Here is a 10,370-nt window from a genome sequence, read left to right as displayed (position 1 = left end):
CCCCTGCCGTGCGGCAGGGGCCCTTCCGTCGTTCCCAGGACGGGTCAGCCCAGGTGGGTGCGGACCGCCTCGGCCAGCTTCTCCGCGACGGACTGCGCCTGCGCCTCGTCGGCCGCCTCGACCATCACCCGGACCAGCGGCTCGGTGCCCGACGGGCGCAGCAGCACCCGCCCGGTGGCGCCCAGCTCGGCCTCGGCCGCGGCGACCGCGGCGGTCAGCTCCTCACTGGTGCGCACCCGGCTCTTGTCGACGCCCTTGACGTTGATCAGCACCTGCGGCAGCCGGGTCATCACGGCGGCCAGGTCGGCCAGCGGCTGCTTGGTCGCCGCCAGCCGGGCCCCCAGCATCAGACCGGTCAGCGTGCCGTCGCCGGTGGTCGCGTGGTCCAGCAGGATGACGTGGCCGGACTGCTCGCCGCCCAGCGCGAAGCCCTGCTCCTTCATCGCCTCCAGCACGTACCGGTCGCCCACGGCCGTCTCGACCAGCTCGACGCCCTCGCGCTCCATCGCCAGCTTGAAGCCCAGATTGGACATCACGGTGGCGACCACGGTGTTGCGGCGCAGCGTGCCGGCCTCCTTCATGGCGACGGCCAGGACCGCGATGATCTGGTCGCCGTCGACCTCGTTGCCGTCCGCGTCGGCGGCCAGGCAGCGGTCGGCGTCGCCGTCCAGGGCGATGCCCAGGTCGGCCTCGTGCTCGCGCATGGCGGCGCGCAGCCGGTCCAGGTGGGTGGAGCCGACGCCGTCGTTGATGTTGAGGCCGGTGGGCTCGGCGCCCAGGGTGTGCACGACCTCGGCGCCGGCCCGGGCGAAGGCCTCGGGGGCGACGTACGCGGCCGCGCCGTGCGCGCCGTCGATGACGACCCGGATGCCGTCCAGGCGGTTGGGCAGCACGCCGATCAGGTGGGCGACGTACTTGTCGAAGCCCTCGGTGTACTCGCGGACCCGGCCGACGGCCGCGCCGGTCGGGCGGTTCCAGTTCTCGCCGCCCGCCGCGTGCTTGGCGTAGTGCGCCTCGATGGCGTCCTCGATCCGGTCGTCCAGCTTGTGGCCGCCGCGGGCGAGGAACTTGATGCCGTTGTCCGGCATCGCGTTGTGGCTGGCGGAGAGCATCACGCCGAAGTCGGCGCCGAGCGCGCCGGTGAGATAGGCCACCGCAGGGGTGGGCAGCACACCGACCCGCAGGACGTCGACACCCGCGCTGGCCAGCCCGGCGATGACCGCGGCCTCCAGGAACTCGCCCGAGGCGCGCGGATCGCGGCCGACCACCGCGACCGGCCGGTGGCCGTCGAAGGCCCCCGCCTCACCGAGCACGTGCGCCGCCGCGACCGAGAGGCCGAGCGCCAGCTCCGCCGTCAGTCCCTCGTTGGCCACACCGCGCACGCCGTCCGTACCGAAGAGTCGTCCCACTGTCCCGTCCTCCATCGCCGCAATGCCTTGCAGTGAATCCGATCGAATCCCCGGGCTCCGCACAATGGCCGGGGAACACGACGCCCCGGAGTACACGGGGTACTCCGGGGCGTGCAGAGCGCATCCGGGGGCGTGCACCACCAGGGCGGTACGCACCCCCGGGGGCGCAATTAGCGCTTGCTGTACTGCGGCGCCTTGCGGGCCTTCTTCAGACCGGCCTTCTTGCGCTCGACGGCGCGGGCGTCACGGGTCAGGAAGCCGGCCTTCTTGAGGGCGCCGCGGTTGTTGTCCACGTCGGCCTCGTTCAGGGCACGGGCCACGCCGAGGCGCAGCGCGTAGGCCTGGCCGGACACGCCGCCGCCGGTGATGCGGGCGACGACGTCGTAACGGCCGTCCAGCTCAAGGAGCTTGAAGGGCTCGTTCACGGTCTGCTGGTGCACCTTGTTGGGGAAGTAGTTCTCCAGGGTGCGACCGTTGATCTTCCACTGCCCGGTGCCCGGGACGATGCGCACGCGGGCGATCGCCTCCTTGCGACGGCCGAGGCCGGCGCCGGGGACGGCCTCGCCGAAGCGGCCGGCCAGGGACTCGGAGGTGTAGCTCTCCTCGGAGGTGTACTCGCCCTCGACGACGGTCTCGTCGAAGTCGACCTCAAGGGTTTCGGTGGTCTCGGCCACGGTGTTCCTCAGCTCTTTTCAGTGATGGGGGGCTTGGTGGCCGGAATTACTGCGCGACCTGGGTGATCTCGAACGGCACCGGCTGCTGGGCGGCGTGCGGGTGCTGGTCGCCCGAGTAGACCTTCAGCTTGGAGAGCATCTGGCGGCCCAGGCTGTTCTTGGGGATCATGCCCTTGATGGCCTTCTCGACGGCCTTCTCCGGGTTGTTGGCCAGGAGGTCGTCGTAGCGGACCGAGCGGAGACCGCCCGGGAAGCCGCTGTGGCGGTACGCCAGCTTCTGGGTCTTCTTGTTACCCGACAGGTGCACCTTGTCCGCGTTGATGATGATGACGAAGTCACCGGTGTCAACGTGCGGCGCGTAGATCGCCTTGTGCTTGCCCCGGAGGAGGTTGGCGGCCTGGGAGGCCAGGCGGCCGAGCACGACGTCGGTCGCGTCGATGACGTGCCACTGACGCTGGACGTCGCCGGGCTTGGGGCTGTACGTACGCACGGTCGTAGCCTTCGCTTTTCAGTGAGTGAGTCCTGACAGGAGCACCTGGAGGAGGGATCAGCCTGGCCGCCTTGGACGCAATTCAAGGGGGAGCCGCTGGTCGTCGACCTGGTGTCTCCGGCGCACCGACCTCTCACGTGAGATAGAGCGGGCCAATACGCACATCAAGCGCCCAGGTTACCGGGAGGCGAGGGGAGGGTCAAAACCGCTCGTCGACCGGCCGCTCACCGAACGGGCGCTCGTCGGCCGGACCGCTCACCGATCCCGTTCGACCCGGGTGACGTCCCAGACCGGCTCGGACGACTCGTAGACCCGGCCGTCGGCGCCGAACACCAGGAAGCGGTCGAAGGTCCGGGCGAACCAGCGGTCGTGGGTGACGCACATCACCGTGCCGTCGAACGCCTCCAGACCGGCCTGCAGCGCCTCGGCGCTCTCCAGGTCCAGGTTGTCGGTCGGCTCGTCGAGCAGCAGCGCGGTGACGCCGGACAGCTCCAGCTTGAGGATCATCAGCCGGGCCTGCTGACCGCCGGAGAGCGACTCGAACTTCTGCTCCTCCTGCCGGTCCAGCTCGTAGCGGCGCAGCGCACCCATCGCGGCCCCGCGGCTGAGCGCGTGCTCCTCCTCGACGATCGAGCGGACCGTGCGGCCGAGCAGCTCGGGGTGGGCGTGGGTCTGCCGGAAGTGGCCGGGCACCACGCGGGCGCCGAGCTTCCAGGAACCGGTGTGCGCCACCGTGTCGTCGCCCGCGAGCAGCCGCAGCAGGTGCGACTTGCCGGCGCCGTTGGCACCCAGCACGCCGATCCGCTCGCCGTAGAAGACCTCCAGGTCGAAGGGCTGCATCAGGCCGGTGAGCTCCAGCCGCTCCATGGTGAAGGCGCGCACGCCGGTGCGCCCGCCCTTGAGCCGCATGGTGATGCTCTGCTCGCGCGGCGGCGCCTCCGGCGGGCCGGCGTCCTCGAACTTCTTCAGCCTGGTCTGCGCGGCCGAGTAGCGGGAGGCCATGTCGTGGCTGACCGAGGCGGCCTGGCGCAGGGTGACGACCAGCTTCTTGAGCTTGGCGTGCTCCTCGTCCCAGCGCCGGCGCAGCTCCTCGAACCGCTCGAAGCGGGCCTTGCGGGCCTCGTGGAAGGAGTCGAAGCCGCCGCCGTGCACCCAGACGCTGGAGCCGGCCGCGCCGGACTCGACGCTGATGATCTTCTCGGCGGTGCGGGAGAGCAGCTCGCGGTCGTGCGAGATGAACAGCACGGTCTTCGGGGTGGCCTTGATGGCCTCCTCCAGCCAGCGCTTGCCGGGGACGTCCAGGTAGTTGTCCGGCTCGTCGAGGAGCAGCACCTCCTCGGGGCCGCGCAGCAGCGCCTCCAGCACCAGCCGCTTCTGCTCGCCGCCGGAGAGGGTGTTCAGACCGCGCCACTGGGCCTTGTCGAAGGGCACGCCGAGGGCGGCCGTGGTGCAGACGTCCCAGTCGGTCTCGTAGTCGTAGCCGCCGACGTCGGCCCAGTCGGAGAGCGCCTGGGCGTAGGCCATCTGCGTCTTCTCGTCGTCCTGGGCGATCATCGCCAGCTCGGCGGCGTCGACCGCGCGGGCGGCCCCGGCGATCCGCTCGGGGGCGACGGAGACCAGCAGGTCGCGGACCGAGGCGTCGGCGGGCAGCGCACCGGGGCCGCCCTCGTCGTCGGCCCGGCGCTGCTCCTCGCGGCCGGTGGTGCCGACGAACTGGCGCATCACGCCGAGGCCGCCGCTGATCGTCACCGAGCCGCCGTGCGGCTGGAGGTCGCCCGCGATCATCCGCAGCAGGGTGGTCTTGCCCGCGCCGTTGGCACCGACCAGTGCCACCGCCGCGCCCTCCCCCACCCGGAAGGACGCGTCGTCGAACAGCACCCGCCCGTCCGGCAGGTAGTACTCCAGGTGCGAAATCTCGACGTGTCCCATGCGCCCGATTGTCCCAAGCGAGCGCCCCGGACCAAAACCGATTAACCGGCGCCCGGCAGGGTGCGCATCCGGCGGGCGGCCCGGTTGCGCTCGGCGAGCCGGTCGTCCGGCGGGTAGCCGACCTCCTCCAGGGTCAGCCCGTACGGCCGGATCACGTTGACGGCCGAGTTGCGCACGCCGCCGGCCAGCACCTCGCCGGGGAACTCCACCGGCCGGTGGCCGTCGCCGACCAGCAGCATCGCGCCGACCAGCGCCCGCACCATGTTGTGGCAGAAGGCGTCGGCCCGGACGGTGGCGACCGCGAGCGAGCCCTCCTGGGCGGCGTAGGCGTCGACCGGGACCCGGTCCCAGCGCAGCTCCAGCAGGGTGCGGATGGTGGTGGCGCCCTCGCGCTTCTTGCAGTACGCGGCGAAGTCGTGCTCGCCGAGCAGCAGCCGCGCGGCGGCGTTCATCCTCTCCAGGTCGAGCGGCCGGTCGTGCCAGAGCACGTGGCCGCGCAGCAGCGGGTCGACGCCGCCGGGGTGGTCGGCGACCCGGTAGGCGTACCGGCGCCAGACCGCCGAGAAGCGGGCGTCGAAGCCGGCCGGGGCCTCGGCCGCCCGGTAGATCCGGACGTCGCCCGGCAGCCGCCCGGCGAGCCGGCGCAGCAGCTTCTCGCCGTGCTGGGCCCACAGCCCGGCCGGCAGGTCGACGTGGGCGACCTGGCCGCGGGCGTGCACACCGGCGTCGGTGCGGCCGGCCACGGTGAGCGGGAAGAGCTCGGAGCTGCGGGTGACGACCTGGAGGGCGGTCTCGATCTCCTCCTGGACCGTCCGCCGGCCGCCCTTCTGCCGGGCCCAGCCCGAGAAGTCGGCGCCGTGGTAGGCGAGGTCGAGGCGGATCCGGACGTACCCGTCGGCCGGGCCGTCCTTGACCGGCGGCCGCTCGGCGCAATCGTTGACCACTGCTCTTCACTCCCTGGACATGAGGAACGGGCCCGCTCCCCCACGGATGGGGAAGCGGGCCCGCGACACACCTAGTGGTGTCAGGCCTGCTCGGCGGCCTCGGCCTCGTCGGCCTTGGCCTCGGTGGCCTCGACCTTGGCGTCGGCCTCCTTGACGGCACGCTTGGTGGCGGCCTCGGCCTCGCCGACGGCGGTCTGCGCGACGGTCAGCGCCTCGACCAGCTCGATCACGGCCATCGGGGCGTTGTCGCCACGACGGGGACCGATCTTGGTGATGCGGGTGTAGCCACCCGGGCGGTTCTCGTAGCGCGGCGCGATCTCGGTGAAGAGGGTGTGCAGCACCGAGATGTCGGTGATGGTCTTGCGCACCAGGCGACGGTTGTGGATGTCGCCCTTCTTCGCCTTGGTGATCAGCTTCTCCGCCAGCGGGCGCAGGCGGCGGGCCTTGGCCTCGGTGGTGGTGATGCGGCCGTACTGGAACAGCTCACGGGCCAGACCGGCGAGCAGCAGGGGCTCGTGGTGCGGGCCGCCGCCGAGGCGGGCACCCTTGGTGGGACGCGGCATGGAATTACTCCTCGAATCTCCGACTGCGGCCGTACCAGGTACCGCAGCGGGCGTACGGGCACTGTGCCCGCACGGCTTTCACGACGACGGGGGCGGTTCCGGGGAACCGCCCCCGCGGTCAAGTCTCTCAGTACTGCTCGGTCTCCGCGTAACCCGCGTCGTCCAGGTCGTCGGCGCCGAAGGCGTCGGCGGCGGCGGTCGGGTCGAACCCGGGCGGGCTGTCCTTGAGGGCCAGGCCCATGCCGGCCAGCTTCGCCTTGACCTCGTCGATCGACTTCGCGCCGAAGTTGCGGATGTCGAGCAGGTCGGCCTCGGAGCGGGCGACGAGCTCACCCACGGTGTGGATGCCCTCGCGCTTGAGGCAGTTGTAGGAGCGGACGGTGAGCTCCAGCTCCTCGATCGGCAGCGCCAGGTCGGCGGCCAGGGCGGCGTCCGTCGGGGACGGGCCCATGTCGATGCCCTCGGCGTCGATGTTCAGCTCGCGGGCGAGGCCGAACAGCTCCACCAGGGTCTTGCCGGCCGAGGCCATGGCGTCGCGCGGACGCATGGCGGGCTTGGTCTCGACGTCGACGATCAGCTTGTCGAAGTCGGTCCGCTGCTCGACACGGGTGGCCTCGACCTTGTAGGTGACCTTCAGCACGGGGCTGTAGATCGAGTCGACCGGGATGCGGCCGATCTCCTGGCCGGAGGCCTTGTTCTGCACGGCGGAGACGTAGCCGCGACCGCGCTCGACGGTCAGCTCCATCTCCAGCTTGCCCTTGCCGTTCAGGGTGGCGAGGACCAGCTCGGGGTTGTGCACCTCGACGCCGGCCGGCGGCGCGATGTCGGCGGCGGTGACCACACCCGGGCCCTGCTTGCGCAGGTACATCACGACCGGCTCGTCGTGCTCCGAGGAGACGACCAGCTGCTTGATGTTGAGGATGAGGTCGGTGACGTCCTCCTTGACGCCCGGCACGGTGGTGAACTCGTGCAGGACGCCGTCGACGCGGATGCTGGTGACAGCGGCACCCGGGATCGACGACAGGAGGGTACGACGCAGGGAGTTGCCGAGGGTGTAGCCGAAGCCCGGCTCCAGCGGCTCGATCACGAACCGCGAGCGGAACTCGTCGACGACCTCTTCGGTCAGCGACGGACGCTGAGCGATAAGCATGTTTTCTGATCCTCCAGAGATCTTCGGCACCCACTATTTGATGCCGAACAGAACCAGCGTACGGGGTCCCGCGCGCTGAGATGAATCAACCGCGTGGGACCCCGTACGAGGTTTGAAGCAAAAGCCGGCGTGCCCGAAGGCGCCGCGTCAGACGCGGCGGCGCTTCGGCGGACGGCAGCCGTTGTGCGGGGTGGGGGTGACGTCCTGGATCGAGCCGACCTCCAGGCCGGTGGCCTGGAGCGAGCGGATCGCGGTCTCGCGGCCGGAGCCCGGACCCTTCACGAAGACGTCGACCTTGCGCATGCCGTGCTCCTGCGCGCGACGGGCAGCGGCCTCGGCGGCCATCTGCGCGGCGAACGGGGTGGACTTGCGCGAGCCCTTGAAGCCGACGTGGCCGGCGGAGGCCCAGGAGATCACGTTGCCCGACGGGTCGGTGATCGAAACGATGGTGTTGTTGAACGTGCTCTTGATGTGCGCGTGGCCGTGAGCGACGTTCTTCTTTTCCTTGCGGCGGATCTTCTTCGCGCCGGCAGCCTGACGACCCTTGGGGGGCATAAGTCTGTTCTCCTACTGAGGTGGTCGGTCCGCTGACCCGCGGGCCGGAGGGATGTCCGGTTACGGGACGGACTACTTCTTGCCCGGCTTCTTCTTACCGGCGATCGCGCGACGCGGGCCCTTGCGGGTACGCGCGTTGGTGTGGGTGCGCTGGCCGCGGACCGGCAGGCCACGGCGGTGACGCAGACCCTCGTAGCAGCCGATCTCGACCTTGCGGCGGATGTCGGCGGCCACCTCGCGGCGGAGGTCACCCTCGACCGTGAAGTTGGCGTCGATGTACTGGCTCAGCTTGACCAGGTCTTCCTCGGCGATGTCGCGAACGCGGACATCCGGGTTGACGCCGGTCTCGGCGAGGGTCTGCTGGGCGCGGGTACGGCCGATGCCGTACACGTAGGTGAGGGCGATCTCGATCCGCTTCTCACGGGGGAGATCAACGCCGGCGAGGCGTGCCATTCAAGGCTCCTGTGGTTCTTCAGAGGTCTGGCGTGCCACCTACTCCGACACCTCACGGTGAGGGAGCCCCGGCCTCTGACCGGGGGCGGCAGTCCGTCCTGGACGGATCGGGTGGCCCGCTTATGACGTTTTCGCGTCGCGCGAAGTACTACGAGAAATGCTGGGGAGAGATCAGCCCTGGCGCTGCTTGTGGCGCAGGTTGTCGCAGATCACCATGACCCGGCCGTGACGGCGGATCACCTTGCACTTGTCGCAGATCTTCTTGACGCTCGGCTTGACCTTCATGCTTCAGGTTCTCCGGGTCTAGATCTGACGTTCTTACTTGTAGCGGTAGACGATCCGGCCGCGCGTGAGGTCGTAGGGGCTGAGCTCCACCACGACCCGGTCGTCCGGCAGGATGCGGATGTAGTGCATGCGCATCTTGCCACTGATGTGCGCGAGGACCTTGTGACCGTTCTGCAGCTCGACCTTGAACATCGCGTTCGGAAGAGACTCGATCACGGTGCCCTCGATCTCAATGGCGCCTTGCTTCTTAGCCATGAACTGCGAGATCCACCTTCCGGGACCGGCTACCGTATGCGGAACGCTCGTGCGAACCTGGGTCCACCCCGACCCCGACGAGGGGGAAGAGGGCGTGCTGGAGCACGCTACGAGTGAGCCGACGGTCCATCCTACGCCAGCGCGCGGGCTGCTCCAAAACGGGGGTACCCGATCAGCGGGCCGCCGGAGCGGCCAGCGGCTCGACGTGGGCGGTGCAGGCCGAGCAGCGGCGGGCGGCCTCGGGGATCTCGGTCAGGCACTCCGGGCAGGGGCGCTTCGGGGTCTTCGGCTTCTTCGGCATGTAGCGGGCGGTGGCCTTGGTCACCGGCAGGACGACGCAGAAGTAGAGCACGGCCGCGGTCATCAGGAACGCGATCAGCACGTTGAGGAACTGCCCGTACGGGAAGGTCACGCCGGCGACGGTCGCCTTGTAGGAGCCGAAGTCGCCCGCGGCGCCGACCACCACGCCCACCAGCGGGGTGAGGAACGCGGCGACGAATCCGGTGACCACCGCGGTGAAGGCGGAGCCGATCACCACGCCGACCGCCATGTCGATCACGTTGCCGCGCATCATGAAGTCGCGGAATCCCTTGAGCACTGCTCTCTCCTGCCGATCGAAGCCACTACCGGCGCATAAAAATAGGACAAAAGCCCTGGAAGTCCAAACCTCCAGGGCCCTGATCCCTTGTCAGCGACGGAAGTTGACCGCCCCCGGCGGCTCCCCGGGACTACGCCAGCGGGTCCGGCGCGGCCGTCACACCCAGCCTGGCCAGCATCTCCTTGCCGCCGTCGAAGGCGGTCAGCACGACCGGGCCCTGCTCGGTGACGGCCACCGAGTGCTCCCAGTGCGAGGCCCAGGTGCCGTCGTTGGTGACGACGGTCCAGTCGTCCTCCAGCACGGCGGTGTGCGGGGTGCCGAGCGAGACCATCGGCTCGATCGCCAGCACGGTGCCGGGGATCAGCTTGGGGCCCTTGCCCCGGCCGCGCTCGACGTAGTTCAGCACGTGCGGCTCCATGTGCATCGCGGTGCCGATGCCGTGGCCGCCGTAGCCCTCGGTGATGCCCCACTTGCCCTTGGGGGGCAGCGGCTGGCGGCGGATGAAGCCCTCGATCGCCTTGGAGACGTCGACCAGGCGGTTGCCCTTCTTCATCTGGGCGATGCCGGCCCACATCGAGCCCTCGGTGACCCGGCTGAGCATCTCCACCTCGGGGGCGACCTCGCCGACCGCGACGGTGATCGCCGCGTCGCCGTGCCAGCCGTCCAGGATCGCGCCGCAGTCGATCGAGATGAGGTCACCCTCCTGGAGCACCCGGTCACCGGGGATCCCGTGCACGACCTCGTTGTTCACCGAGGCGCAGATCACCCCCGGGAACCAGAGGCCGCCGTGGTGGGCCCGGAAGTTGGAGGTGGCGCCGTGGTCGGTGATGACCTTGTCGGCGATGTCGTTGAGCTCCTGGGTGGTGATTCCCGGGGCGACCGCCTCACGGCACGCCTTGAGCGCCTCGGCGACGACCAGCCCGGCCGCTCGCATCTTCGCGATCTGCTCGGGGGTCTTGATCTCCACCATCTGGTCACGCCTTCCTTGGATTCCCGCCCGGTCCTTGCCGGGCGGCCGTGCACTCGTTCCACCGTACGACGCCGTACGGCCGCGCTGCCCAGGAG

At 70.1% G+C, this 10,370-nt stretch carries 13 protein-coding genes; all 13 read right to left on the bottom strand.

Translation table 11 applies throughout. The features are described from left to right. Positions 1 to 44 precede the first annotated feature (44 nt). The 13 genes from glmM to map all read right to left on the bottom strand — a co-directional run bounded on the left by glmM (position 45) and on the right by map (position 10,275). On the bottom strand, positions 45 to 1,409 hold the full coding sequence (gene glmM, locus ACFU74_RS32950; RefSeq protein WP_380763501.1) for a phosphoglucosamine mutase: 1,365 nt from the start codon (positions 1,407 to 1,409) through the stop codon (positions 45 to 47). Positions 1,410 to 1,579: 170 nt separating this feature from the next. After that, entirely contained in the window at positions 1,580 to 2,083 is a 504-nt protein-coding gene (gene rpsI / locus ACFU74_RS32945; protein WP_030300426.1) for a 30S ribosomal protein S9, read from the bottom strand. Between the two features lie 46 nt (positions 2,084 to 2,129). Further along, the gene (rplM, locus tag ACFU74_RS32940; protein ID WP_030055846.1) at positions 2,130 to 2,573 is read right to left on the bottom strand and encodes a 50S ribosomal protein L13; all 444 of its coding nucleotides are present in this window, start codon (positions 2,571 to 2,573) and stop codon (positions 2,130 to 2,132) included. Between the two features lie 255 nt (positions 2,574 to 2,828). Beyond that, the gene (locus ACFU74_RS32935; protein WP_380763499.1) at positions 2,829 to 4,502 is read right to left on the bottom strand and encodes an ABC-F family ATP-binding cassette domain-containing protein; all 1,674 of its coding nucleotides are present in this window, start codon (positions 4,500 to 4,502) and stop codon (positions 2,829 to 2,831) included. Positions 4,503 to 4,543: 41 nt separating this feature from the next. Next, positions 4,544 to 5,446, bottom strand: coding sequence for a tRNA pseudouridine(38-40) synthase TruA (truA, locus tag ACFU74_RS32930; RefSeq protein ID WP_380763497.1), 903 nt, complete (start codon positions 5,444 to 5,446; stop codon positions 4,544 to 4,546). A gap of 80 nt (positions 5,447 to 5,526) precedes the next feature. Next, complete coding sequence (gene rplQ / locus ACFU74_RS32925) at positions 5,527 to 6,009, bottom strand: 50S ribosomal protein L17 (RefSeq protein WP_376086143.1); 483 nt, start codon at positions 6,007 to 6,009, stop codon at positions 5,527 to 5,529. A gap of 127 nt (positions 6,010 to 6,136) precedes the next feature. Beyond that, a complete protein-coding gene (locus ACFU74_RS32920; RefSeq protein ID WP_030232516.1) occupies positions 6,137 to 7,159 on the bottom strand; it encodes a DNA-directed RNA polymerase subunit alpha in 1,023 nt (340 codons plus the stop codon). Positions 7,160 to 7,306: 147 nt separating this feature from the next. After that, the gene (gene rpsK, locus ACFU74_RS32915; protein WP_014136257.1) at positions 7,307 to 7,714 is read right to left on the bottom strand and encodes a 30S ribosomal protein S11; all 408 of its coding nucleotides are present in this window, start codon (positions 7,712 to 7,714) and stop codon (positions 7,307 to 7,309) included. Between the two features lie 72 nt (positions 7,715 to 7,786). After that, on the bottom strand, positions 7,787 to 8,167 hold the full coding sequence (gene rpsM, locus ACFU74_RS32910) for a 30S ribosomal protein S13 (protein WP_344338008.1): 381 nt from the start codon (positions 8,165 to 8,167) through the stop codon (positions 7,787 to 7,789). Between the two features lie 171 nt (positions 8,168 to 8,338). Continuing rightward, positions 8,339 to 8,452, bottom strand: a complete 114-nt coding sequence (gene rpmJ / locus ACFU74_RS32905) for a 50S ribosomal protein L36 (protein WP_003956441.1) — start codon at positions 8,450 to 8,452, stop codon at positions 8,339 to 8,341. 33 nt (positions 8,453 to 8,485) lie between these two features. After that, complete coding sequence (gene infA, locus ACFU74_RS32900) at positions 8,486 to 8,707, bottom strand: translation initiation factor IF-1 (protein ID WP_003956442.1); 222 nt, start codon at positions 8,705 to 8,707, stop codon at positions 8,486 to 8,488. Positions 8,708 to 8,879: 172 nt separating this feature from the next. After that, on the bottom strand, positions 8,880 to 9,305 hold the full coding sequence (gene mscL, locus ACFU74_RS32895; RefSeq protein WP_380763495.1) for a large conductance mechanosensitive channel protein MscL: 426 nt from the start codon (positions 9,303 to 9,305) through the stop codon (positions 8,880 to 8,882). 130 nt (positions 9,306 to 9,435) lie between these two features. After that, positions 9,436 to 10,275, bottom strand: a complete 840-nt coding sequence (gene map, locus ACFU74_RS32890) for a type I methionyl aminopeptidase (RefSeq protein WP_380763493.1) — start codon at positions 10,273 to 10,275, stop codon at positions 9,436 to 9,438. Positions 10,276 to 10,370 lie beyond the last annotated feature (95 nt).

It is taken from the genome of Kitasatospora sp. NPDC057500, assembly GCF_042802195.1.
GTDB lineage: Bacteria > Actinomycetota > Actinomycetes > Streptomycetales > Streptomycetaceae > Kitasatospora.
This window is presented reverse-complemented; position numbering and strand designations above follow the sequence as displayed.

Excerpts from the sequence above, each read along its gene's own strand:
- rpmJ (WP_003956441.1), bottom strand. The coding sequence starts at position 8,452 with ATGAAGGTCAAGCCGAGCGTCAAGAAGATCTGCGACAAGTGCAAGGTG.
- rplQ (WP_376086143.1), bottom strand. The coding sequence starts at position 6,009 with ATGCCGCGTCCCACCAAGGGTGCCCGCCTCGGCGGCGGCCCGCACCAC.
- rpsK (WP_014136257.1), bottom strand. The coding sequence starts at position 7,714 with ATGCCCCCCAAGGGTCGTCAGGCTGCCGGCGCGAAGAAGATCCGCCGC.
- ACFU74_RS32935 (WP_380763499.1), bottom strand. The coding sequence starts at position 4,502 with ATGGGACACGTCGAGATTTCGCACCTGGAGTACTACCTGCCGGACGGG.
- infA (WP_003956442.1), bottom strand. The coding sequence starts at position 8,707 with ATGGCTAAGAAGCAAGGCGCCATTGAGATCGAGGGCACCGTGATCGAG.
- rpsM (WP_344338008.1), bottom strand. The coding sequence starts at position 8,167 with ATGGCACGCCTCGCCGGCGTTGATCTCCCCCGTGAGAAGCGGATCGAG.
- ACFU74_RS32920 (WP_030232516.1), bottom strand. The coding sequence starts at position 7,159 with ATGCTTATCGCTCAGCGTCCGTCGCTGACCGAAGAGGTCGTCGACGAG.
- map (WP_380763493.1), bottom strand. The coding sequence starts at position 10,275 with ATGGTGGAGATCAAGACCCCCGAGCAGATCGCGAAGATGCGAGCGGCC.